This is a genomic window from Sulfuricaulis sp., from assembly GCF_024653915.1.
Taxonomy (GTDB): domain Bacteria; phylum Pseudomonadota; class Gammaproteobacteria; order Acidiferrobacterales; family Sulfurifustaceae; genus Sulfuricaulis.
The window spans coordinates 1-24,018 of the sequence record NZ_JANLGY010000017.1; the positions used below are offsets into that span (position 1 = coordinate 1).

The 24,018-nt window shown below is 59.5% G+C and carries 25 protein-coding genes, 1 other RNA gene and 1 pseudogene; 18 read left to right on the forward strand and 9 right to left on the reverse strand.

The window, feature by feature from the left end; translation table 11 throughout:
• Together ssrA and NUV55_RS09105 are read right to left on the reverse strand one after the other, a co-directional pair.
• Positions 1–229, reverse strand: a transfer-messenger RNA (tmRNA) gene (gene ssrA / locus NUV55_RS09100); the annotation flags it as partial.
• Positions 230–329: 100 nt separating this feature from the next.
• Entirely contained in the window at positions 330–1,508 is a 1,179-nt protein-coding gene (locus NUV55_RS09105) for an ATP-binding protein (RefSeq protein ID WP_367280395.1), read from the reverse strand.
• Here NUV55_RS09105 and NUV55_RS09110 point away from each other — a divergent pair.
• Positions 1,507–1,674, forward strand: a complete 168-nt coding sequence (locus tag NUV55_RS09110) for a hypothetical protein (protein ID WP_296672256.1) — start codon at positions 1,507–1,509, stop codon at positions 1,672–1,674. The genes NUV55_RS09105 and NUV55_RS09110 overlap by 2 nt on opposite strands.
• On the opposite strand, the gene NUV55_RS09115 is transcribed toward NUV55_RS09110, so the two are convergent.
• Positions 1,649–2,365: a response regulator gene (locus NUV55_RS09115; protein ID WP_367280396.1), complete on the reverse strand. Its 717-nt coding sequence runs from the start codon at positions 2,363–2,365 to the stop codon at positions 1,649–1,651. The two genes, NUV55_RS09110 and NUV55_RS09115, sit on opposite strands and share 26 nt — an antisense overlap.
• A gap of 68 nt (positions 2,366–2,433) precedes the next feature.
• Between NUV55_RS09115 and NUV55_RS09120 the strand changes: the two genes are divergently transcribed.
• From NUV55_RS09120 to NUV55_RS09140, 5 genes are all read left to right on the forward strand, one after another.
• Positions 2,434–2,979 (forward strand): hypothetical protein, encoded by a 546-nt coding sequence (locus NUV55_RS09120; RefSeq protein ID WP_296672259.1) that lies wholly within the window; start codon positions 2,434–2,436, stop codon positions 2,977–2,979.
• A gap of 153 nt (positions 2,980–3,132) precedes the next feature.
• Positions 3,133–4,326: an efflux RND transporter periplasmic adaptor subunit gene (locus NUV55_RS09125; RefSeq protein ID WP_296672262.1), complete on the forward strand. Its 1,194-nt coding sequence runs from the start codon at positions 3,133–3,135 to the stop codon at positions 4,324–4,326.
• On the forward strand, positions 4,323–5,525 hold the full coding sequence (locus NUV55_RS09130; RefSeq protein ID WP_296672264.1) for an ABC transporter permease: 1,203 nt from the start codon (positions 4,323–4,325) through the stop codon (positions 5,523–5,525). Before NUV55_RS09125 ends, NUV55_RS09130 begins: the two co-directional genes overlap by 4 nt.
• Positions 5,518–6,237 carry an ABC transporter ATP-binding protein gene (locus tag NUV55_RS09135; RefSeq protein ID WP_296672266.1) on the forward strand — a complete coding sequence of 240 codons (720 nt, stop codon included), beginning with the start codon at positions 5,518–5,520 and terminating at the stop codon, positions 6,235–6,237. The genes NUV55_RS09130 and NUV55_RS09135 overlap by 8 nt, the downstream gene beginning before the upstream one ends.
• A 5-nt stretch (positions 6,238–6,242) precedes the next feature.
• Complete coding sequence (locus NUV55_RS09140; protein WP_296672267.1) at positions 6,243–7,736, forward strand: efflux transporter outer membrane subunit; 1,494 nt, start codon at positions 6,243–6,245, stop codon at positions 7,734–7,736.
• Here the strand turns inward: NUV55_RS09140 and NUV55_RS13845 are convergent.
• From NUV55_RS13845 to NUV55_RS09155, 4 genes and pseudogenes are all read right to left on the reverse strand, one after another.
• Positions 7,733–7,861: pseudogene (locus NUV55_RS13845) on the reverse strand (SsrA-binding protein); the annotation flags it as partial. The gene NUV55_RS09140 and the pseudogene NUV55_RS13845 overlap by 4 nt on opposite strands.
• 108 nt (positions 7,862–7,969) lie before the next feature.
• The gene (locus NUV55_RS09145; RefSeq protein WP_296672269.1) at positions 7,970–9,286 is read right to left on the reverse strand and encodes a diguanylate cyclase; all 1,317 of its coding nucleotides are present in this window, start codon (positions 9,284–9,286) and stop codon (positions 7,970–7,972) included.
• 305 nt (positions 9,287–9,591) lie between these two features.
• Positions 9,592–10,911, reverse strand: coding sequence for an OmpP1/FadL family transporter (locus NUV55_RS09150; RefSeq protein ID WP_296672271.1), 1,320 nt, complete (start codon positions 10,909–10,911; stop codon positions 9,592–9,594).
• A gap of 374 nt (positions 10,912–11,285) precedes the next feature.
• Positions 11,286–11,933, reverse strand: a complete 648-nt coding sequence (locus NUV55_RS09155) for a hypothetical protein (RefSeq protein ID WP_296672273.1) — start codon at positions 11,931–11,933, stop codon at positions 11,286–11,288.
• A gap of 115 nt (positions 11,934–12,048) precedes the next feature.
• Here NUV55_RS09155 and NUV55_RS09160 point away from each other — a divergent pair, with 115 nt between their 5' ends.
• Positions 12,049–12,924, forward strand: coding sequence for an alpha/beta fold hydrolase (locus NUV55_RS09160; RefSeq protein ID WP_296672275.1), 876 nt, complete (start codon positions 12,049–12,051; stop codon positions 12,922–12,924).
• Between the two features lie 15 nt (positions 12,925–12,939).
• On the opposite strand, the gene NUV55_RS09165 is transcribed toward NUV55_RS09160, so the two are convergent.
• Together NUV55_RS09165 and NUV55_RS09170 are read right to left on the reverse strand one after the other, a co-directional pair.
• Complete coding sequence (locus tag NUV55_RS09165) at positions 12,940–14,253, reverse strand: choice-of-anchor U domain-containing protein (protein WP_296672277.1); 1,314 nt, start codon at positions 14,251–14,253, stop codon at positions 12,940–12,942.
• A 156-nt stretch (positions 14,254–14,409) separates the two neighbouring features.
• Positions 14,410–15,009, reverse strand: coding sequence for a VPLPA-CTERM sorting domain-containing protein (locus NUV55_RS09170; protein WP_296672278.1), 600 nt, complete (start codon positions 15,007–15,009; stop codon positions 14,410–14,412).
• Between the two features lie 603 nt (positions 15,010–15,612).
• Here NUV55_RS09170 and NUV55_RS09175 point away from each other — a divergent pair.
• The 11 genes from NUV55_RS09175 to NUV55_RS09225 all read left to right on the forward strand — a co-directional run bounded on the left by NUV55_RS09175 (position 15,613) and on the right by NUV55_RS09225 (position 23,883).
• Positions 15,613–16,239 (forward strand): RNA polymerase sigma factor, encoded by a 627-nt coding sequence (locus NUV55_RS09175; RefSeq protein ID WP_296672280.1) that lies wholly within the window; start codon positions 15,613–15,615, stop codon positions 16,237–16,239.
• On the forward strand, positions 16,239–16,736 hold the full coding sequence (locus tag NUV55_RS09180; RefSeq protein ID WP_296672281.1) for an anti-sigma factor: 498 nt from the start codon (positions 16,239–16,241) through the stop codon (positions 16,734–16,736). Before NUV55_RS09175 ends, NUV55_RS09180 begins: the two co-directional genes overlap by 1 nt.
• Positions 16,737–17,183, forward strand: coding sequence for a periplasmic heavy metal sensor (locus NUV55_RS09185; protein WP_296672283.1), 447 nt, complete (start codon positions 16,737–16,739; stop codon positions 17,181–17,183). It begins immediately after the preceding gene.
• Between the two features lie 238 nt (positions 17,184–17,421).
• A complete protein-coding gene (locus tag NUV55_RS09190; RefSeq protein WP_296672284.1) occupies positions 17,422–18,621 on the forward strand; it encodes an OmpP1/FadL family transporter in 1,200 nt (399 codons plus the stop codon).
• Between the two features lie 65 nt (positions 18,622–18,686).
• Positions 18,687–20,324, forward strand: coding sequence for a c-type cytochrome (locus tag NUV55_RS09195; protein WP_296672286.1), 1,638 nt, complete (start codon positions 18,687–18,689; stop codon positions 20,322–20,324).
• Between the two features lie 148 nt (positions 20,325–20,472).
• Positions 20,473–21,048 (forward strand): DUF3365 domain-containing protein, encoded by a 576-nt coding sequence (locus tag NUV55_RS09200; protein ID WP_296672288.1) that lies wholly within the window; start codon positions 20,473–20,475, stop codon positions 21,046–21,048.
• A gap of 10 nt (positions 21,049–21,058) precedes the next feature.
• A complete protein-coding gene (locus NUV55_RS09205) occupies positions 21,059–21,565 on the forward strand; it encodes a hypothetical protein (RefSeq protein WP_296672289.1) in 507 nt (168 codons plus the stop codon).
• A 130-nt stretch (positions 21,566–21,695) separates the two neighbouring features.
• Positions 21,696–22,157, forward strand: coding sequence for a hypothetical protein (locus NUV55_RS09210; RefSeq protein ID WP_296672290.1), 462 nt, complete (start codon positions 21,696–21,698; stop codon positions 22,155–22,157).
• Between the two features lie 19 nt (positions 22,158–22,176).
• Positions 22,177–22,986, forward strand: a complete 810-nt coding sequence (locus tag NUV55_RS09215; RefSeq protein ID WP_296672292.1) for a transporter — start codon at positions 22,177–22,179, stop codon at positions 22,984–22,986.
• A 64-nt stretch (positions 22,987–23,050) separates the two neighbouring features.
• A complete protein-coding gene (locus NUV55_RS09220; protein ID WP_296672294.1) occupies positions 23,051–23,659 on the forward strand; it encodes a hypothetical protein in 609 nt (202 codons plus the stop codon).
• Positions 23,660–23,682: 23 nt separating this feature from the next.
• Positions 23,683–23,883: a DUF2892 domain-containing protein gene (locus NUV55_RS09225; protein WP_296672295.1), complete on the forward strand. Its 201-nt coding sequence runs from the start codon at positions 23,683–23,685 to the stop codon at positions 23,881–23,883.
• Positions 23,884–24,018 lie beyond the last annotated feature (135 nt).

The following is a 24,018-nucleotide window of genomic DNA, read 5'->3' on the forward strand; positions in this document are numbered from 1 at the left end:
TTGGATTTAACGCTGGCTCAACAGGCACGAGCCGGCGCGATCCCGTGTGATCGACCTTTCCATCCCAGCCCACGGGCGAAACTCGGGGGGAAAGGTTAGCGGGGATTAAGCCGCTAAGGCGTAGTTGTCGTTGTTGGCAACTATAAGTTTGCAGCTGGATTTACGAGGAGATCTGCACCTCGGCATGCCCCAGAGGTTTCGTGACCCACGTCGAAACCAGGTCACCCCCGAAACATTCACAGTATATCCCATCGCCGACGGGATGTCCTTTGAATGGGGGCAAGTTCCTGTGTATTCAAGTTGCCACGGCACGAACCGGCGGATGACGCTCAGGATTTTGCGTCGTTCGTGCGCGGCGACGTGGCGAGCGTGAGCCGGGCTTCGGTGCCGCCGCCGGGGCGCGCCAGCAGTTCGATGTTCCACCCATTGGCCTGCGCCAGTTGTCGCGCGACGGCGAGTCCCAAACCGCTGCCGCCGGTGGCGGCGCTGCGCGACGGCTCCAGCCGGTGGAACGGCCGGAACACCGCTTCGCGTTCGGACTCCGGAATGCCGGGGCCGCGGTCGAGCACGCGGATCACGTTGGCGTCGCCGGATTGTTCCAGTTCGATGTCCACCGGTTTTCCGCCGCCATAACGCATGGCGTTCTCCACGAGATTCGCCAGGATGCGCCGCAGCGCCATGGCATTCACCGTCATGATACCGCCCGCCGTGGCGTTGAGATGGATCTCGGCACCGCTGCGCCGGGCATCGGCCGCGATATCCTCGAGCAGTGCGCGCAGGTCGGTGTCGGTGCGTTGCCCCGCTTCCAGTCCGTGGCCGAGTTCGAGGAACTGGCCGATCAGGCGATCAATTTCCTCGACGTCGCGGCGCAGGCCGTCCACGAGTTTCGCGTCAACCGCGCGCGGCAGCATTTCCAGCGCCAGCTGCATGCGCGCCAGCGGCGTGCGCAGGTCGTGTGAGATGCCCGACAGCAGCGTGGTGCGGTTGGCCAGCAGTTCGCGCACCTCGCCCACCATGCGGTTGAAGCGGCGCGCGAGTTGCGCCAGTTCCTCCGGGCCCTGCTCCGGCAGGGGCTCGGGGGTCTCGCCCTGGCCGACGCGGGTAGCGGCCTGCGCCAGTTGCGCCAGCGGGCGCGTGAGACGACGCGCCAGGATGAGCGCCGTGATCAGCGTGAGCGCGGCGATGGCCGCCAGCAGCAGCGCGATGGCGGCCGGTGGGCTGGCGCCGATGCGCTCGCGCGCGAAGCCGACACGAACCATTTTTCCACCCGCCGGAATGTCGGCCCAGTACCACGTCGGATCGGCGGTCGTGTGCACCGGCACCGGCCGGTTCAGGCGTTGCGTCAGCGCCGCTTCCAGAATGAAGCGATAGTGTAGATAGCTCGTGGAGGGCGGCAGCGGTTCGCGCGCCGCGCCGATGGTCAGGCCATGATTCGTCTTCAGTTCGTGTTCGAAATCGGTGCGCGTGACCGGCGGCAGCTCGACCCAGGTCCGGGCCGAGAGCACCATGAGCGCGGCGAGGTCGTCGGCGGCGCGTTGCGACAGCGGAAAGGTAATCTGCCAGGCGATGATGCCGAGCGCCAATGCCTGCAACAGTACCAGCGCCACACCGAGCGTGAGTGCGGTACGCCCGAAGAGCGTGCGCGGCTTCACGGCGCCTTGCCCTGTGGCGTGAACAGATAGCCCTCACCACGCACGGTGCGGATGTACACCGGCGCTTCCGGATCCGGCTCGATCTTGCGTCGCAGGCGCGTGACGCGCACGTCAATCGAGCGGTCGAACGGCGAGCGGTCGTAGCCCTTGATGAGCTCGATCAGGGTGTCGCGTGACAGCACGCGGTTGGGATGCTCAAGGAATACGCGCAGTAGGGTGAACTCGGCGCCGGTGACCGGCACCTCGGCACCGTCACACGCGAGCCTGTGCATCGCGGTGTCGAGCCGATAGGGGCCGAAGACGTGGCCGTCACCGGCGACCGCTGTCCCGGCCGCCGCGGCGCCGTGGCGCCGCAGCACCGCGCGGATGCGCGCCAGCAGTTCGCGTGGATTGAACGGCTTGGCGAGATAATCGTCCGCGCCTACTTCCAGGCCCACGATGCGGTCCACGTCCTCGCCGCGCGCCGACAACATGACGATCGGCAGGTCGCCCTGCGCGCGCAGCCGGCGCGCCAGCGCCAGACCGTCCTCGCCCGGCAGCATCAGGTCGAGGATCACGAGGTCGGGGCGCGCGGCGGCGAGCTGGCGATCCATGGCCGTACCGTCGGCCACGGTATCCACCCGGAAGCCCTGCTCCGTCAGGTAACGCCCGAGCAGCTCGCGCAGCGCGGCGTCGTCGTCCACAACCAGAATACGGGTTTTCGTGTCATTCATAGCGGGTTGCCGTCCGTGCGGGCGCGGAAACATTCTGTAACACACGCAGGCGCTCCGGAAATCACCGGGTGTCCAGTATAGCGGACCAGAAGCCGCGACTATACGGCTTCGGGAAGTTTGATCACCATCAACGTAATCAAGGAGCTTATATCATGAAGATGAAAACCCTCACGGTCGCCGCGGCGGCCATGACCCTCGGCATCAATATGTTGGCGCCGGTCAGCGTCAGGGCGGAGCAGGACTTCACCCAGTACAGCAACGAGGAACTGGTGCAGCAACGCAGCCAGGTGCGCGACATGAGCGAAGGCGACCGCGCCCGGTTCCAGGAAGAGATGCAGACGCGCGCGCGCAACATGAGCGCGGAAGATCGCGCGCCGTCGGGTTTTGGCGGCTCCGGGCAGGGGGCGCAGGATGGTCAAATGCGTCAGCGTACGGGCGAGGACAACGATCGCGGTCAGGGCGAGATGAAGCGCGAGCGCACGCGCGCCGAAAGCGGCGACGGTTACGGTCGCGGGTACGAGTCGCGCCAGTCGGCCGGTCGTGGTCAGGGCGGCGGTCAGAGCGCCGGCATGGGCAACGGTCAGGGGCAAGGCAAGGGTCGCGGCCGGCGGTAATGTTTCTCTTCTTCCATACAAGGAGTATCAATATGATGGCAAACGCCGCAATCCTCCCTCCCCTCGCGGGAGGGGGGAACTGATTTTGAGACAGGTTCTAACAAGATACAGGATGGCCCGCATGAGCACAGTCAGATCAGATCGGAGTGAGGCATGAAACGGCTGCACGTGAGTCGCCGCACGCTGGCGCTGGTCGCTGTGCTGGTGCCGATGCTGGCGCTGTTCATCTATGTCGTGTTGCGCTCGGGACCCCTGGCGCCGGTGCCGGTGACCGTGGCCGCGGTCGAGAACCGCTCGATTGCGCCGGCACTGTTCGGCATCGGCACGGTCGAGGCGCGCTATCTCTACAAGATCGGGCCCACCGTCGCCGGGCGCGTCAGGCGCGTGGAAGTGCAGGTGGGCGAGCATGTTCAGGCGGGCCAGTTGCTGGGCGAGATGGATCCGGTGGATCTCGATGAGCGCCTGCAGGCACAGGACGCGACGCTCAAGCGCGCCGAGGCCGCGGCGCAGGCGGCCGCGGCGCAAGTGAGCGAGGCCGCGGCGCGCAAGATCTACGCTGTTTCGCAGGCGCGTCGTTATGAAAAACTTTTGCAGGCGCAATCGGCGAGCGAGGAAACGGTCGAGGCCAAACGGCAGGAACGCCAGCTGGCGCTCGCCGGGTTCACCGCCGCCGAGGCCAACCGCGAGGCTGCACGCCAGGAACTGGCGCGCGCGCGCGCCGAGCGCGACGGGCTGCAACAGCAGCGCGCCAATCTGCGCCTGGTCGCGCCGGTGGCCGGTCTGGTGGCGGCGCGTCACGCCGACCCCGGCACCACCGTGGTCGCCGGCCAGGCGGTGGTGGAGCTGATAGATCCCGCGAGTCTGTGGATCAATGTGCGCTTCGACCAATTGCGCGCCTCCGGCCTGCGCGCCGATCTGTCGGCACGCATCACCCTGCGTTCGCAGGGCGCGCAGGAGCACAACGCGCGCGTGTTGCGCGTTGAGCCGCTGGCCGACGCCGTGACCGAGGAGACCCTGGCCAAGGTAGTGTTCGATTCGATTCCCGATCCGCTGCCGCCCATCGGCGAGTTGGCCGAGGTCACGGTGGCGCTGCCGCCGCTGCCGGCCGCGCCAGCGGTGCCCAATGCCAGCGTGCAGCGGGTGGACGGCCGTCTCGGCGTGTGGCTGGTGGATGACGGCGCGTTGCGTTTCACGCCGATCAAGGTGGGCGCGACCGATCTCGATGGCAAGGTTCAGATTCTCGAAGGACTCAAGATTGGCGAGCGCGTGGTGGTGTACAGCCAGCGTTCGCTGAACAGCCACAGCCGCATCAAGATTGTCGAACAACTGCCGGGAGTGACGCCGTGATCAGCCTCGCCGGGCGCGACATACTGCACGCCTGGGGAAAATTTGTTTTTACCGGTATCGGTCTGGGATTGCTGATCGGCGTGACGCTGACCATGGCCGGCGTGTATCGCGGCATGGTGGACGACGCCAAGGCGCTGCTTGACAACAGCGGCGCCGACCTGTGGGTGGTGCAGCAGGGCACGCTCGGTCCCTATGCCGAATCCTCCAGTATTTACGACGATGCGTATCGCGGCATTCTCGGGATGCCGGGCGTGGCACGCGCCGCCAACGTCACCTATCTGACCATGCAGGTGCGCCGCGGCGACAAAGACGTGCGCGCCATGGTGGTCGGCGTCGTGCCCGGCGGTCCCGGCGAGCCCGGGCAACCCGGCTATCTGGTCGCCGGCCGTCATATCACGCGCAGTCACTACGAGGCCGTGGCCGATCTTGCTTCCGGCTTCAGTCTCGGCGAAAGCATCCGGATCCGCCGCAACCATTACACCGTGGTCGGGCTGACGCGGCGCATGGTGTCCTCCAGCGGTGACCCGATGGTGTTCATTCCGCTCAAGGACGCGCAGGAGGCGCAGTTTCTCAAGGACAACGACGCCATCGTGCAGCAGCGCCGCCGCACCGCGGAGAGTCCGGTGTACAACCGCCCCGGCGTGCCTGGCCTGCTGGACGCGGTGATCGCCGCGCAGGGCGCCAACCCCTTCGTCAATGTCGTGATGGTGCAGATCGAGCCCGGTTATGCCGCGGAGGAAGTGGCGCAGCCGATCCGTCGCTGGAAGCGTTTGCAAGTGTACACACGCGCGCAGATGGAACAGATCCTGGTGGGCAAGCTGATCGCGACCTCGTCGAAACAGATCGGCATGTTCCTGGTGATTCTCGCCATCGTCAGCGCCGCCATCGTGGCGTTCATCATCTACACCCTGACGCTGGGAAAAATCCGCGAGATCGCGGTGCTGAAGCTTATCGGCACGCGCAACCGCACCATCGCGGGCATGATTTTGCAGCAGGCGCTCGGCCTCGGGCTCATCGGTTTCGTGGCGGGCAAGATCGCGGCCACGTTGTGGGCGCCGTTCTTCCCCAAGTATATCCTGCTCGAGCCGGCGGACTCGGCGTACGGCTTCATCGCGGTCATGGCGATCTGCGTCCTGGCGAGCGTGATGGCGATCCGCGCCGCGCTCAAGGTGGACCCGGCGGAGGCGATCGGTGGCTGACACGCACACAAAAGGCATCCGCATCGAGGGATTGCGCAAGCGCTACGGCAGCGGTGACACCGCCGTGGACGCGCTCAAGCAGGTGGACATGCAGGTGGCGCCGGGCGAGGTCGTGGGTCTCATCGGCCCCTCCGGTTCCGGCAAGAGCACGCTGCTCAAGTGCCTCGGAGCCGTGATCGAGCCGACTGCCGGCCGCATGACCCTGGGCGATCATGTGATCTATGACGATGGCTGGAAGATTCCCGACCTGCGCACGCTGCGGCGCGACAAGATTGGTTTCGTGTTCCAGGCGCCGTACCTGATTCCGTTTCTCGATGTCACCGACAACGTGGCGCTGCTGCCGATGCTGGCCGGGCGGCCCAACGACGAGGCGCGCCAACGCGCGCGCGGACTGTTCGAGGCGCTCGACGTAATACATCGCGCCCGCGCCATGCCCTCGCAGCTGTCCGGCGGCGAGCAGCAGCGCGTGTCCATCGCCCGGGCGCTGGTTAACCAGCCGCCGGTGATACTGGCTGACGAACCCACGGCGCCGCTCGACAGCGAACGGGCGCTGGCGGTGATCCGCATACTCAACAAGATGGCGCAGCAGTACGAGACCGCCGTCATCGTCGTGACCCATGACGAAAAAATCATCCCAACCTTCAAGCGCATTTACCATATCCGCGACGGCCGCACCCACGAAGAGGCCGGCGAGGGGAGGGCGTTCGAATGAATTTCGTGGCAACCACATTTCCGGCGTGGCGCCTGTTGCTGATTCTCTATACCGGTCTGCTCGCCGGTTGTGCCGTCGGCCCGGATTTCCAGCGCCCGCCGCCACCGGCGGCCGAGGGCTATACCGCGCAGGAGCAGCCGGCACAGACCGTCACTGCCGAAAATGAACTGGGTACGGCACAGCGTTTCATCGCCGGTGCGGCGCCGGATGCCGCATGGTGGCACGCGTTCGGTTCGCCCGAACTCGATGCGCTGATCGAACGCGCCCTGCAATCGAGCCCGACACTGGAAGCGGCGCAGGCCACGCTGCGGCAGGCACAACATTTATATGAAGCACACGCCGGCGCCACGCAACTGCCGCAAGTGAACGCTACCGCCGGCGCGCAGCGCCAGCAGGTCAATAACATCGCCGCGGGCCAGACCGGGGGCGAGCGCACCTACAGCCTGTATCACGCCGGCGTCGGCGTGAGCTACAACCTCGATCTGTTCGGCGGCAACCGGCGCGCGCTCGAGGCCTTGGCCGCGCGCGCCGAGTACCAGCGCTTCCAGCACGAAGGCGCACGCCTGACGCTGGCGGCCAACGTCGTCACGACCGCCGTCATCCAGGCGCAGCTCGCGGCGCAGATCGAAGCGAGTACGGCCAGCCTCGCGGCGCAGGAGGCGCAGATCGAGATCACGCGCCAGCGCTTCGCGCTGGGCGCAGCCGCGCGCAACGACGTGCTGGCGTTGCAGACTCTGGTGGAGCAGACCCGCGCCGGCATCCCGGCGCTGCAAACCGAGCATGACCGACTCACGCATCTGCTGGCGGTGCTCGCCGGACAGCCGCCGGGCGCGGCCGGCATGCCGGCGTTCACGCTGGCGGATTTCACGCTTCCATCCGAATTGCCGGTGAGCCTGCCGTCGGAACTGGCGCGCCGACGTCCCGACATCCAGGCCGCTGAGGCCTTGTTGCGCGCGGCCAATGCCGAATACGGCACCGCGGTTTCACGGCTGTATCCACAAATCACGCTCAGTGCCGATGCCGCCTCGCAGGCGCTCACCAGCGCCGGCCTGTTTGGCAGCGGCACGCTGGTATGGGGCCTCGCAGGGCAGTTGACGCAGCCGCTGTTTCACGGCGGGCTGCGCGACGAGGCGCGCGCGGCGCAGGCCGGGTTCGACGCTGCCGCCGCGCATTATCGTGAAACCGTATTGCAGGCATTACGCAACGTGGCCGATGTGCTGCGCGCGCTGGACAATGACGCAAGGATTCTGGCAGCGCAGGCGGCCGCCAGCAACGCGGCGCAGGAATCGCTGGCGTTGGTGCAGCAGCAGTACGAGCTGGGCGCGGCCAGCTATCTGCAACTGTTGATCGCGCGCCAACAATTCCAGCAGACGCGCCGCGAACTGATCGCGGCCCAGGCCCGGCGCCTGACGGATACCGCGGCGCTGTACCAGGCCATGGGCGGCGGATGGTTGCCGGCCGAACCGGTCGGCCTGACAGGCAAGGAAGCTTCGCGCTAGTCGCACGCTCTCAGCGCGCGCTGCATCTCGCAATCGGTTTCACGTTCCTTGATGGATGCGCGCTTGTCGTGCGCCTGTTTGCCCTTGGCGAGGCCGTGCTTCCGGTAAAGCCGCGACGGGACGAGTGTGTGCCTGGTCCGACAGTCAGATTATCTGGGGAATGCTCGCTTTTAAGAGCAATGACGCCTGCGGCCAGCACAAATAATTATTCTCGCTCATGATGTCGTTGGAGGTCAGCCATTCACGTTGCGCCTGGTGTACCGACACACGCGGTTGCGGCCGGCCTCCTTCGCTGAATAAAGCGCCTGATCGGCGGCGGCGATGATTCCGTCATCAGTATCCGCGTCCTCCGGAAAGGTCGCCATGCCGATGCTTATCGTGAGGTTCAGTCCCTGTTCTGGTGCCAAGAGGATGGCGGCACCGGCTACGGACGCACGAATACGCTCGGACGTGCTCAGGGCCCCGGCGGCTGTGGTCTCCGGCAGGATAACGGCAAACTCCTCGCCGCCATAGCGGGCGACCCGGTCCACCGGCCGAACCTGTCTCCTGATACGCGAGGCGATAACGCGTATTGCCTCGTCACCCGCCTGGTGTCCGTAGGTATCATTTATAATCTTGAAGTCATCGATATCCAGCATCAATAGCGAGAAGGGATGATTGTAGCGACGCGAACGTTCCATTTCCGCAGTGAGCCATCGGTAGAATCCACGGCGATTGAGCAACTCCGTGAGACTGTCTTGAATGGCAAGCTCCTCGAGTTTTTTCTGGTGTTGTTCGATTTTTTCCGCCATGACGTTGAAGGCGAGCGCCAATTGCCCGATCTCGTCGTCCTTCCGACCCGGCACAGCGCGCGCTGAGAAGTCGCCCCCGGCCAGGCGGGAGGCAGCGCCTCCAAGCGCGCTGATAGACTTCAACATGGGGCGAGCCAACAGCAGACTGGCGATCAATGAGACTATAAACGCTGCTATGAATGAGATCAGGGGAATCAGCACCGTATGCTGTCTGGCAGCATGAGCGTTGGGCAAGGCCTCTTTGATTTCACCGTAGATTATATTGTGCAGCTGGTCGAGCAGGGCCACAGCGCGGTCGATGTGGGCGTCCAGGCGTTTCACGTCATGCATCAGTTCCGGGTTTCCAACCTGAGGCGGTGCGCGCAGGATGTCCTCGGCCAGGCGGCGGGCCTGCCGCCACTCCTGTTGCGCTGCCTTAGCTAGCGTTCGCTCCTGCTCCAGACCAAAGGGCACGGCGAGCATATGGTTGAAATGCAGGTCCATCTCATGACTCAACTGCTCGAAGTGGCTGCGTTCCGCCGGGTCACCGATGAGGAGGTATTTGTTGGGCGGTTTGCTGACCCGGAGCAGGGCAATCCGGACACGCATCACTGGCCCCAGCTCCTCCAGCACCTCCGTCACGGTTTTCTCCAAAGACTCTATCAGACGGGGCAGGACATAGAGTTGTGCCACGGCTATGGCGATCAGAAACGGCAGCAGTACGGCGCAGAGGCCGAGGATGTAGCGCTGGCGCAGAGAGAGTTGTGGTAAACGAGGCATTTTTCATTCCAGCCAGTCAATGGAACTATAGACCAGTATGGAGGCTGGGGAATATTCACTCGTATTGCGTTTTTTGCGTCTTGGCACCTGAAAAATCAGGGGCGCGTTGGTCATGCACGGCTGCATGCAGTGCAGAGTGAGCGGTCGTTCGGGCCTCAGGTTCGCTGAGTGCGGGCGGGGCCGGGAAAGTCCTGCCTTGTTTGGGGAGAATCGGCGCACAGCGCCGAAAGTATCCGGGAGAAAGGCGAGGTTAGCCTGGGGTCGGTGGAATGCGGAGTAACCCGAGAGGCTTAATCAGGGCTTGTCTAATAAACGTAACTAAACTGAAGGGTGGCGATATTGGTTTCAAAGGTTGCATTCTCGACCTCTGTCGTTCCGGTCCTCACCCCTATCATTTGGGCTCCGATGCCACGGTTGTATGAGAAATTGAGTTCCGACCGTTTGTTCAGACGAAACCCCGCTCCAACCGTGACATGGTGCTCAATGATGGGAGCAAGCCCGGGATTATTGCCAAGGTCTTCTTCAACGATTGGTGAAGCGCCATAATTGTACCCGAACATGAATTCCAGGCGATTTGAGAACTTGTAATTGAAGCCCAGTGCGTAGACATCCTGGTCGTCCCATCCAAGGTTGAGCACCACTTTATCGCCGCTGGATTGCTCTATCAAGGCCAGCTTATCACGTACATCACGGTAATAAATCCGTTTAAGGTCGAACTCCATCTGTAATTTCGGCGTGGGGGTGTAGGATATTCCGATCCCGGCGCTGGCGGGATCCTCGAAATCAAGATTATATTGCTGAGGAGTCAAGGCGCATGGGTCGCATCCCGCCACAACATTTTCTTTTGATGTTGTGAACTTGAATTCTTGAGTGCGAGTCTGGGCGTTATAAGTAGCCCCCAATCGTATGGTGGGTGTCAGGTTATAGGTTGCGCCGAGTCCCCACACATAGCCCAAATTAAAGTCAGTGGGGGATTTGAAGACGGGGGCTTGTATGCCGAACATGCCCACCGCAATGTGCGTGGTGATTCCAAGCGCCAGGTCATCGTTAATTTTAAAGGCGAAGGATGGACCGATACGAAATGACTGACGCACGGCAACAATGGGCCCGTCGGTGCCGGGGTACTTGCTGAATGTCCCCGCTGGATAGTCCACGCCACCGCCGGATAACGCATAAGCACCCAGCCCGACCGTCACGTTATCGGCGAGGAATACACTTTTAAGGGCAATGGCGCCTGTGGCCAGTACGAACAGGTTATTCTCGCTCGTGACGCCGTTGAGCGTGTTTATCGGATTGAGCACGCTGAGACTCAGATCGAAGCGCAAATCATCCTCGCCCAGGTGCAGGAAGGCCAAGCCTGCCGGATTCGTCAAGCCCGTGGTTGCGTCCTGGGGGGTTGCGATGACAGCGCCGGCCATGGCATTCGAGCGCGCGCTGAAAGCGATCTGCTGATCGCCATTGTTGGCCCATGACGGGCTGGCAGAAATGAGTGCTGCGGTGCACGTGAGGAACAAGGACCATCGCGTAATAAATCGGGCAGCAACGCCGCCTTCAATGCGAGGTAACTCCGTGATTGCCGACGCTGAGCACATTTCAGGTGCAGTGGGACGACATGATCTGGCCATGTTTGTAATTTATTAATTAATAATGATGAATATTTATTGCCAGCCACGGTTCCAGCTGAACAGTAACGGACCGTGGTTCATTCGTTTGTTATACAGACTTGAACGATCCGGAATCAGAAAAGTTCCTGCTGATTGCAGCGGGGCCTTCGCCAGGATTCGCGACGTGCCATGGGAGGCGAAGCGATGGTGAGTGGTTCGTGGCAGGTGTGGCTGGCTGGCGTGCGTTGGCGCGCCGCGGGTGCGATCCGGCGCGGGGGCGGCTGAGGCTGGTGCAGGCGGGGTCAGAGGCGCAACCTCGCACCGCGCACCGAAGAGGCGTGAAGATGGGCCGGGATGCCTTGTTGCGCCGGAAGTTTTCTTACTACCGAATCCAGCTACAAACCTGATCTGTCTCCGGCACCTCCCGGACGTGCCATGGTAGCCATCAGTCCCAAAAGACCGGAGCCAAAGAGCCACGCGGCGGTGGGCAAGGGAACGGCCGCTGTCGCAGGCAGCATGCCATCGGATTTTCTGTCTTTGAATTCAATTAATGCGCGGGCATCGGGTTTGCCATCCTGATTCAAGTCCCAGCTCAGGCGTAAATCCTGAAAATAAGCCTGCGTGGTTCCGGGATTCCGGGATTTGGAAGGATTGATGGGCGCGAAATAATGCTGCCGTGCAGGGTTGGCGTTGTCGGATAGCCGATAAACAGAGTCATCGTATGTGCCGAATAATCCATCTGCGCCTCTGTATCGAAGCGTGAAATCAATAATGTCTCCGCCGGAGAACGTGTAAGTACCGCCGACGCGCGATTTGCCGGTGACAGGGACATACTGGCCTGCCTCTGTAAAACCAAAATCAAACGCTGCACGGCTCGGTAAATCCAGCCGGACTCTGATGGTGACGCTCGAATTACGGTCGGCGCCATCAACCATCAGGACCCCGGACGGGGTATTGATGAACAACCCGGATGTCGTTGACACCGAGCAGGCCGATGCCGGCGTGAGCGGGAACACGCAGATCGCCGCGCCGATAACAACCATTGTTCTTTGCAACTTTTGTTTGTGGCACATAGGCGGCCTCATTTGTTCCAATGTTCATGCTGAACAGGTAAATTGCGCATGGCATGATGAACGCTCCGCGAACAAAATATTAACGATGGCAATCCTGGTCCCGGTCGCTGTCCTGTTGCTGATCGTCATGGCAGTGTTTGCATTTCATCTGCTCATTCATGTCGGCTTGGGCGCCCCGCGGATTCGCGAGCAGGGCATGCCGGATCAGCGTGGGCTGGCGTACCGCGAAGTCGCTATCCTGACCGAAAATGACAAGCGCCTGTTTGCCTGGTTCATTCCGGCGCCGAATGACGTTCCCGCGCCGGCCGTAGCGGTGCTGCACGGTTGGGGCGCCAATGCCGAAATGATGCTTCCGCTGGCCGCCCCGCTGCACAGTTCCGGTTATGCCGTCCTTCTGTTCGATGCGCGCAATCACGGGAGGAGCGAGGCTGACAGCTTTTCCTCGTTGCCGCGTTTTGCCGAGGATCTGGAGCACGCTCTCGACTGGCTGGTGCAGCAGCCCGGGGTGGATGCCACCAGAGTGGCCGCCGTGGGCCATTCAGTGGGGGCCGGGGCGGCCCTCCTGGTTGCCTCGCGCCGGCGCAATCTGGCAGCCGTGGTCAGCATCGCTGCCTTTGCTCACCCGGAAAGCATGATGCGGAGATTCCTGGCATCCCGTCACGTCCCTTACTTTCCATTCGGCTGGTATGTGTTGCGCTACGTCCAGCGCGTTATCGGATACCGCTTCGATGATATTGCGCCATGCAACATCATCCGGCAGATCCTTTGCCCGGTATTGCTTGTGCATGGCGCCAACGACTCCACCGTGCCGGCAACGGACGCAGAATTTATCCATGCCCGCCGTTCCGGCGACCATGTGCGTCTCCTGCTGTTGGCCGGCAGACACGATTCGTACGATGAGCTGGAATGCAATGCGGGAAAGCTGACGGAATTCCTCGATCAGGCGACTCGGCGGAAATGAGATGTTCAGTCCGAATCACCGGGCTTGTCTCTTGCAATCCGGCATTGAGCGCGCATCAGCGCGCTGAGTCGCGGGTCTGTTGAGGCATGGATTTTTTCTGATGAGAAATACGCCCAGCCAGGCCAGAAACATCAGCAGCAACCACCAGTCGCCCGCCTGCCTGAAATTGCCATTTCCAGAACTGATGCTGCAACCAAACCGGCCCGACTCTCTATGGTCAAAATCCGGATCTCCGGCAACGTTGTTGCCTACCGCGATGGGGTCGGTGATTGAACCGTTGGCCACGCCATCCAGATCGGTCGCGGGGTTGCCGTCTGTCAGGGTAATATCCACCGTCCTGGCCCCCACCTTCGTCCACGCAGACGTTGGCAGCAGTGCATATGCCCCGGCGCTGCCCACTTTATAGATCACCAGTTTGTCGGCTTCGGGTAAATCGGATGAGAACGCCATCCTGACCGTCACGCTCCCGCCGACGGCGGAGGTAGTAACGTAGCTGACAGTTCCATATGGAAAGGCGACGCGTACGGGGCCACCGGTTGCCGCGCCCGCGCTGACCTGCGTGAGAGACTGGCCTGTTGCCGTGATGGTTACCGTCTGCCCGTTCGAGACCGCCAACCCCTTGGCGACGCTGGCGTCGGAGGCGGCGCTTCCAGGCTCGATGGCATTGATCACACCGTCACCATCGCTGTCCGTCGGATTGTTGACATCAGCGCCAACTTCAATGACATCCGATGTGCCGTCGTCGTCCGTATCGCCATCGAGGCCTGTCGGATCCAGACCCAGGGAGGTGGCTACTGCATCGGAAATGCCGTCCCCATTGCTGTCCGCGCCTGCCAGGACCGCCGTCCCGTTCATGACCGGGGAGACGGTGAGCGGCAATACACCCACAATGTCTGTCCCGGAGATGCCGTTATTATCGCCGTCTAGCGTGGTAACAGTCAGCGTGTATAGTGTTTTTGTAATTTCCCACTTGATCGTCGTGGTTGTAGTCGGATTCGCGCCAATCGTGAGGGCATAAGTACCGGTATAGGTACCATCGCCATTATCGGTAAGTGTGAACGCCCCGCCAAACGAGTAGGAAAATCCCACGCTCAACATACCGGTTGTCGGACTGACAGGCGCCATACTGAATGTCCCGGCATCGAAATCGAAACTCCATGCATTATTTGGGTTCGTCGTGCTTGTGCCGAGAGTTACTCCGTTGGTTCCGTTAAGTATCGTAAGCGAATGAGTGCCCGAGTACTGGCCGGTAAGTCCGGCGGTGCCTGCCTGGGCCATGGTGTTGAAGACAAGCATGATAATTGCCAGGAAAACCGGAAGTTTTTTCATTTTACGTACCTTAAAAGAATCTTGTACGGGAAATTCGCAGGGAGCAGGGGGAGAAGCAGGCCTGGTGCGGTGAGTTTCACACAACGACCTGCAGATGTGCTCCATACAGACAGCACATCCGCAGGCAATTGCGGATCACATCACTCTGTTTGCTGATTACGACGTCTTGCGACGGCGCGCAACTCCTGCCAGACCGAGCAGGCCCGAGCCAAGCAGCCATGCCGCGGCCGGAATTGGAACCGCCGATACCGACCCCGATGCCGTGCCATCCATAACCGGCGAGATAGTGCCGAAAATGTTGGTAAAGCTGGTGCCGTTGATACCGTTAGGTTCGGTGTCCAGGGTGACCAGGGTGACGGTGGTTCCGACCAGCGTGACGTCCCAGGTGGTGGTGGTGGCGACTGCCGGCGCGGGACCGAAACCAAAGGAATAGGAGCCGGTGTAGGTGCCGTTGCCATTGTCGACCAGTGCGCCGCTTATGGGTGTGTAGCTAAAACCAGTGGTTAACATGCCACCGGCCGCACTAAAGGAGCCGCTGCCACCGCTGAAAGTGAAGCTCCAGGCATTGCTCGGGTTGGTCGTGCTTGTTCCGAGTACGACTCCAGGCGGAGCTGTTGCCGCATTAAGCAAAGTCAGCGAATACGTGCCTGAAGCGGTGCCGGTGATACCGACCGTACCCGCCTGGGCAACGCCGGCGCTTCCAACGACTGCGCATGCAAGTAATGCAGATAAAGTTGTTTTCGTCTTTGTTTTCATCTTGAAAGCCTCCATCACAATGTTTAGTGTAAGTAAATTAAAGTTGGTTATTCAGGGTTTACGCCAGTTGGCGTAAGCGATCCTTGCCTGAAATGCTCCATAACATCAGCGACGGAAATTGCGACATAAAAATAATGACGCAGATGGCTTATCTTGCCCGCGAGTTCGAGGTGAGGACCAGCGCTCATAACGTACTGACTGACCTGACCCGGCCGTTCGTGTTTAGTTAAACGATTCCGAAACTGGAAAGTTCCGGATGGGAATGGGCCCCCACATGGGCGTTTCCTCCGGAAAACACCATATAAAAACAGCTATGCCATTAATTTACTTGACGAAAGAAATGCACACCTAGGGCGATCATTATTCGAATGCGGTGGCTTGATGCGGCGCATCGTGCGGTGACGACTGGCTTGGTGCGGTCGGAGCATGGCCACTTCTGTAAGACGTAATGGGCAGCGCGGTGATCTTCCGTGTAAATTTTCATATTTAGCGACCGGAAACGGGAACTTTCCCCTCGTCGTTTCGTTAAAATCCTGAGCAGAATCAAGGAGCGGACAACTGCGTGACTTGGCGGTTATACTTGCTGGCGTGAATACAATTTGCTTGTTGCCGAATCGCATGAGATCCGGCTCGATTCACGCGCCGGGCTGGGCCAGACTTGATGCTGTGATATTGATGCAACAATTGACTGACCCGGAATGTGTTTCTCTTTGTCAAAAAGGGAAACCCGATGCTTTTGACGAACTGGTTCGACGTTATCAAGATCGTCTCTACCGTTTCATCCTGCGCATGGTCGGTTCGCGCGAAGAGGCCCTGGAGCTGACCCAGGATACCCTGTTGAAGGCTTTCCAGGGGCTTTCACAGTGGCGGCCGGAGGCGCTGTTTCGCACCTGGCTGTTCCAGATCGCCAGCAATACCGCTATCGACAGTCTGCGGCAGCGCAAGCGAATGAATAATATTTCCATCGATGAACAGCACGATTTGGCTGATCATTGTGCCGGGCCGGAACGCCTACTATACATAAGCGAGCAATGCCAAAACTTGGAACAGGCGCTTGACAAGTTACCGCACGATTTCTGCCAGGTACTTTTGCTTCGCGAATTCGAAGAGATGTCCTACAGTGAAATTGCGGAAACTTTGAACATCAACGTGGGAACGGTTAAATCGCGTTTGGCACGAGGGCGCACGATGTTGTTGGCGCTGTGCCGGCGTGACGAGGAAAAAGAGTAATGCAAAGACGGATGAACAGCGAGGTAAAGACCATGGAAGGCAACACCATGAAACAGAGTTGTGCCCACCTTGTCGATCTGTCCCCGTATATGGACGGCGAGTTATCCACATTGGCGCGCGATCAGATCAAGGCGCATCTGTCGGATTGCGCTGAATGTAACGAACGCCTGGGCCAGTTGATCGCGCTGCGGCGGGATGTAGCCGAACTCGGAAACGTGACCGTTGGTTTCGATCTCGCGCCCCGCCTGCGTTACCGCCTGAGGGTATCGTCACAAGTGCCGGCTCCATGGTCAGTCAAACCATGGCGCTGGTTGCCGCTGTCATTGGCCGCCACCATCTCGACAGTTGCCTTCGGGGTCTTTCTCGGCAGCGCGCTGACGCATGCAAGCGATGGCGTGGCCGGCACCTCGACGTCCGCCATGTCGTTGTTTGACCCTATCCCGCCCGGAGGCATCTGTCTCAGTGTTCGGCCGTGTCGATTGCATGGAAAAAGTTGAATGAAACGTTACTGGCTGTATGTGCTGCTCACCCTGTCCATTTTGCTAAATGTGGGCGTCCTGGGAGCAGTGGGTTACAACGTATTAAAACATGACGCCCCCCACCTTGAGGACTACCTGAAGCTCACGGAACCCCAGCGCCGACAGTGGCATGAGATGGAGCGGGGTTTCATGTCCGAGCTCAATGCGACGTGGATTGACATCCGCACCCACCGCGAGCGCATGATCCGTCTTATCTTTTCGTTTCCGCCGCAGCCGGATGTGGCGGCCATCGAAGCAGAACGCGCAGCTATTTCCCGGTTGCAGGAAAGCCAGCAGCGCCGGTTGATTGACCAGCTGATGGCAGAACGCGGCATACTCGACCCCTCGCAGCGTAAGGCGTTGACCGAATTGCTCATCAGCCAGGAGCCGGCCATCACGATGGAAGAGCGGTTACACGGCAAGTAAAAACAAGAAGTAAAAGGACAACACAGTTCCCCGTCCTTACCTGAAACATCTCCGCGGCTGACACAGGCTGTCGCGCCAGCAGAGATGCTGCCAAATTGGATTACGCGCCCCTCCATCCGGGAACATTATTCACGGCCTGACGTTTAAGAAAAACTATCGGAAATTAACGCATCTGACGATCACCGGCTGAATGCCTGTCGGATTATCCTATCAAACACAAAACGACAAGGGGCGAAGAATGCGGCTGACAAAAAGATTGATTGCCGTGGCGTGCCTGATGGCAGCCACTCCTGCATCAGTATCCGCTAATAATGGCGACCAGATGGTTGGCTATAGCGGCCTGTCCAACGCCATGGGTGGCGCCGTGGTGGCAACACCGCAGGATGTTTCAACCGTCCTCAGCAACCCCGCCGGCCTTGCATTTCTGCATATGGGTGATGAGCACACGCGGTTCGATATGAACCTCGCGGTGCTGAATCCGAACCGCATCATGAATGGCATTGAGAGCGACAGCAGCGCCTTCGTGATGGCGAGCGGCGGTTTCGCGTTCCAGAGTGAATCATACGGCGATCGGGTGACGATCGGTGTCGGGGCCTATCCGATCTCGGGAGGCGGTGTTGACTTTCCCGTCGGTTCGCTGAAATTGGGTAGCGGAACTTATTCGGTTGTGGCCAGCCGCATGTCACTGCGTATCGGTCCGGGATTTTCCTACAAGGTTAATCCCGATCTTGCGATTGGCGCGAACCTGAACCTGGCTGTGAACCAGATGTCGGTCAAGACCTTTAATGCGATGACCTCAACATCAACGACGTATCCCCAGGACGTTGCTTATGGCTATTCCTACGTTCTGGGCACGGTGTACCAGCTCAGCAACAAGTTGCGGCTGGGCGCCGCCTATACCAGCCGCTCGCACATCGAGGATCTCGAATGGAACATGGACAATGGCAAGTGGAATCTGTCATTCCAGGATCCTCAGACGGCGGCGGTCGGGCTCTCCTTTCAGCCCAATGACAGATTGCAGCTTGAGGCGGACGTGAAATGGATTGATTTCAGCGGTGTCCGCACATCGGCCACGCTCATCGGACCGACATCCAGCCAGGTTCTGGCGTATGGCTGGGAAGATCAGACAGTGTATGCGCTCGGCATGAAATACCGTTCCAACGACTCCGTCACCCTCATGGCCGGCTACAACTATGGCAAATCGCCGCTCGACGCAAGCGATGTCAACAATAACGTTGGCGTCACCGCCATCGTGGAACACCACCTATCGGCGGGAGTCAGCGTGCGCGCCAGCAAGTATTCGACGCTCAACTTCTCGGTCATTCACGGTTTCGAGAATGAACTGACGGCAACGTCGAATCTGCCGGGGCAGACAACGCCCACAAATGTTAGTTTCGAGACGAATTTGCTGACATTACAGTTCACCTATCAGCATTAGATGGAGACACAGTTACTCGCTGTCACACGTGATCCAAATCACAACCAACCTATGGAGCAAGTGTAATGACAAATATTAAACATGGTTCTTCCCTGCCGGGCAGAAAATGGGTTCATGCCCTTGTATTGGGCGCAGTCGTGACCCTTGGCGCCACGGCTTGTGTAATGCCGAAGATTGACACGGCGATTCCGGATACCGGCTGGAACACGAGCCACGAAGACGCCCTGAGTCCGCACACGCAACTGGCGCTCGGTGTAATGCAGGCAATGAAGGATGACGCTAACGCGGTTCCGATGGATGCGCGCCCGGCGCTTGCCCGCCAGTGGCAGAAGCTGGCCGATTTAATCGGCGCCAAGGCATTGCCCGCTGAAATCAATAGTGCCCGGCGCGAAGTCGAGCACGCCCTGAACCGGGAATTGCTCGACAAGATCAAGGCGGGCCGGGCCAACAAGGCAGACCTGATGTCATTTATGATGGGCAGTGGCATGAAGATCCCAAAGGGCGGTATTGGCAGCATGAATCCTGATCATGTGGCCGCCGTCAAGGTGGTGGAATCGCTTCAGAGTGGTGGCGTGGCAAAGGCAGAATACGAAGTGAAGCAGGTTCCCCCTGACCAGGCGCTGTCGCCCATGGAGAGCCTGACACTCGGCACCGTCATCCTGCTGGACAAAGACCGTGACTCCTTCGAAATGTCGCAGGTGTTCAAACTGGCGCTTTACTTTCGTCCGCTGCGCCGGCTGTACGACCCCAGTCCTGATCTGGTCAAAATCAACGATCCGCGCATCGAAACTGTCTACATGGATCGCATCTGGCGCGTACTGAAACCGGAACAGATCAAGCATATTCGCGAGATAAACGCGACCCGCAAGGACATGGATGATTATCTGGCGAAGCACGCCGGGCTCCATGGCGTTGATCCGCGCAAGACCCCGACATTCGCGCTGCTCGAATATGCCGTCAACGACTTTCATGAGCAGATTGCACCACCGAACACGATCGCCGCCAAGGACAAGCCCGAGTTCTTCATTCCAGCAAGTCTTAAGGCGCTCAGCGGCAAGAACCCTGGCGATGGCCAAAAGATTTTTGAAGGCGTGTGTGCCTCGTGCCATGGTGTTGACGGACAAGGACGGTTCCCGCCGATTACATTGCAATCCTACCTTGTGCTGCACAGCGATCACGAGCACTTCGAAATCATCAAGGCTGGTCCGCCGCAGAAACCGGGTGCACCGGTTGTGATGCCTACCTTCGCCAATCAGCTTACCGCTGACCAGATATGGGCGATTACGAAGTATCTCCGTTCCTGGGAGAAAAAGTGGAGCAATGGTAGCGCCACGCTGCGCGGCAAGGCCGATGCCATAAAGGCTGGCGTGAAGTTCTATAGCGCGGGCGAAGTGCATGAAATGTGGAAATCGAAGAACAAGAACGTTCTGCTCCTCGACCTCCAGAGTGACATTGCCTTCCGTATCATGGGCCACATCCCAGGCGCGTTGCATATCCCCGTCGAGGAATTCGCTGGCAAAATGAATGGCTTGCCGAAAGACAAGGAGCTCATCGTGATCGACATGTTCGGATCCGAAGGTTTCCCCCCGGCAAGACAACTGCTCGAGCGGGGATACAAGGTCTCGTACATGGATAACGGAATGCAAGAATGGAATATCCAGCGTAACTATCCCGTGACACACAAGTACGTGGCACCACAGTGACACACGGACAGCAAACTGTGCGGCGCATGCTTCGAACGTAAAGGTGTGGCGGGTCGGTTGGTGAACTAGTCTACAGAAGCCACCGACCCGCATCTTTTTTCATCAAGGTCAGCCACTTGTACCTATTTATTTACAAGGAGAAAAAATCATGAAACTGAACAGACTTGTTGCCACGGCAATCCTGGTTGGGGCGTCAACGATGAGTCTTCCAGTTGTCGCGGGAGATGCCCCTCCGGTAGATGACGTAAAAGCGGTCGCTGGAAACTACGCCAAGCAACTTAAGTCGGCGCTACTCGAAGCCATGACCAAAGAGGGTCCGGAGAAGGCAATGAGCGTCTGTTCCGAGAAAGCGGTACAGATCGGCAACGAGACAGCGCGCCAGACTGGCTGGTCCTTGCGGCGCGTCACGACTAAGGCGCGCAATCCGCTGAACATGCCGGATGCCTACGAGACCGCCGTGCTTGGTGACTTCGAGAAGATTCTCGCGAGCGGTAAGGAAGACGCCGCGCGTTACGAGGTTGTTACCGAAAGCGGCGTCCGTTATGCGCGATTCACGAAGGCGCTGAAGATCGAACCGTTGTGCTTAACGTGTCACGGCGTCAATGAAGCGGTGGCGCCGGGTGTGCGTGATCGCCTAGCCAAATTGTATCCACACGACCGGGCTCGTGGCTACCAGCTAAACGAACTGCGCGGTGCGCTTTCCATCAAGATCAGGCTCGATTAGGAGATAGTCCGTGATAAACAGAAAGAAGCTTCACAAGTATGCCGGACGTTATTTGCTGGTGGCGTTTCTCGCCGCTGGCTTTATGGCTCCCGCACACGCGGAACAACCGAAACCCGTCTCTTCAAAGCTTACACCGCGGCTCAAACAGCTCCTGAGCGAGGAGATGCAGATGATCAAGCAGGCCATGAAACAGATCCTGGACGGTTTGATTGTCGGCGATCATCCGCTTGTTGCCACAAACGCCGAGCAGATTTATTCGAGTTACATTCTCGCGCGTGAGTTGACGCCGAAGGACAAGGCGGACCTGATGAAGGCGCCACCGGAATTTCTGCAACTCGACGGGGAGTTTCACGAGATCGCCAAAAAGCTTGCGCAGGCCGGGAAACAGAAGGACTACGAACTGCAGCGTTTTTATTATGGACGGCTTGTTGATTCCTGCCAGGGTTGCCACAGTCGCTATGTGACCGACAAGTTCCCGGCGTTCTCGGGAGCTCAACCAGGGGGCCACACGCACTGAAAGCGACACCTTAATGGTTAATTCAGTAGGCAGCGGCGTCACAAGGCGGCCGCGTGATTTCAGATACTTTGACGAGGCATGTATGGCAGATATGGAAAAAAATTCCTGGATTCCAGGCTTATTTCTGGCGATGACGTGGCTGTATGCCCCGGGGGCATTGGCGGCGGATGATCATGCCGCGCATAGTCACGAATCGCATGCTGCGCATGGTGAACCACAGGCGCTCTCGCTCAACAACGGCAAGAAATGGATCACCGATGAGCCGCTGCGCCGAGGCATGGGCAATATCCGCGATGCCATAGAGCGCCATCGTCATGTGACACATGCTGGCAAGCCGACAGCGGCGCAGTACACAACGCTTGCCAAGAACATCCATGCCGAAGCTGGTTATATTTTCCAGAACTGCAAGCTTGACAAGAAGGCCGATGAAGCGCTGCACGTTATTCTCGCGGATGTTCTCAGCAGTGCTGCCGCGATTGAGGGCAGGCAAAAGGGCGTGAGCCGTGAGCGGGGCGTGGCCAGAGTTGCTGGCGCGCTTGATCGTTATGGCCGTTCCTTCGATCATTCCGGTTGGGAACCGGCCAACAAGTAGCGAGCGCCCGGTAACTCGTATGAGGAGGAATTATCCCATGCCCGCACAGCGGCCGAGCAAGGCTGCGGTTGTATGTTGTGTCGGAGTCGCTGCGGTGTTGGTGTTAGCGGTGTTGGTGTTAGAGGTGTCGCAGGCCGCGCACCCCTTGATCACGGAGGATACTGGCACTCAAGGCCACAGTAATCTCCAGTTTGAGCTTACCGCTGAACGCAGCGATGACACGGCCGATGGCACCAATAAACAGGCAGTGCAGTCAAACGCGGTACTTGCCTATGGTGCGCGTGACAATCTCGATCTGCTCTTCACGCTGCCGCACAAGCGCGAGCGCAGTGAGACAGATGGCAGTATCGACGTGGTCAGCGGGTGGGGCGACGCCGGGCTCGACCTCAAGTGGCGTTTCTATGAACGCGGTAGCTTGAGTTTTGCACTCAAGCCGGGCGTTACCTTGCCGACTGGTGACGAGGCCCGTGGCCTCGGCACTGGCCGCGCGGCTTACAGTCTGTTCCTTGTCACTTCGTTCGATCTGTCGCCATGGGCCTTCCATATTCAGCTCGGCCATTACGAAAACCGCAACGTTAATGACGAGCAGGTCGATCTGCAACACTTTTCGCTTGCCGCCACGCGTGAGTATGGACAGCTGAAGGTGGTAGCCGATCTAGGGACCATTACCAATACCGACAAGACTTCGAATAACAATCCGGCATTTTCCATTGTTGGTTTGATTTATGCCGTGAACAAGTCACTAGAACTCGATATCGGCTATATGAAGGGCGTTAGTTATACGGAAGCAGACCATAGTCTGATGGGCGGGGCAACGTTCAGATTCTGATCTATCGCGGCGCGCAGAACGATAACACGGGAGCTGATCTAGACCCACGCGAACAGAGACGGACATGTCAGGAAGATACAAAGAACACCTCTGGGCATGTGTCGTCGCGTTGGCGCTGGTTGTGGTCACATCGGTGCGTGCCGCCGAACGGGTGGCGAACAGCAAAACTGCCGATTCTCTTCAACAGATGATGATGAGCTATAAGCCGGAGCTTAAACAGAAGGTTATGCAGCTATCGCCTGAAATGCGCGCGACCATCAAGAAGTTGCATGATAGCCATACGCGTAAAAGCCAGCAGCTCACGTTGCGCCAAATCATGCACGAGATCCTGTCAGACTACCAGAGTATTGCCGCTGGCATCGCCACCGACAATGCCGAGCAGGCGGCCGACAGCGCGCGACGCTTGGCCAATCACCGCATTCCCAAGGGCGGTTTATTCCCGTACTTCCCGCTCGACATGGTCAACGACGCCGACATGAGTGTGTTGCCGATCATGAACAACGCGGTCGAGGGCAGCGCACTCAAACTTGCGACGGCGGCCGAGAAGGGTGACATGGCCACGGCGGCGGCGCGTCTGAGCGACATCATGACTGGTTGCGTCGCCTGTCACCAGAAGTTCCGCAGCAGTCCGCCCGGCGCGACCACGTTGTTGCTTTATACATCCCGAAAATAGACACATAAACGAAGGAGTGCCGTATGAATATAGATAGAATTGTCCACCTGATGGCCGGCACGATGGTCATGGCCGGCGTAGCCCTTGCCCACTACGTCCATCCGAACTGGATCTGGTTGAGTTTTATAATGGGCCTTAGTCTGGCACAGAGCGGGGTCACCGGATTCTGCCCGGCGTCATTTCTCCTGAAAAAAGCTGGCGTGAAAGACAACAGCTGCTGCTGATTAAGCTGAACGGTTCTCCTCCTGTTGACTGGCGGCGGATTTCGTCGCCAGTATTTTTTCCGTTGAGAGAGACGTGGATGGTTGAAACCCCCTCTGCCTTCAGGCGAAGCAAGGTTCGGCGAAATGGGCGTAAAT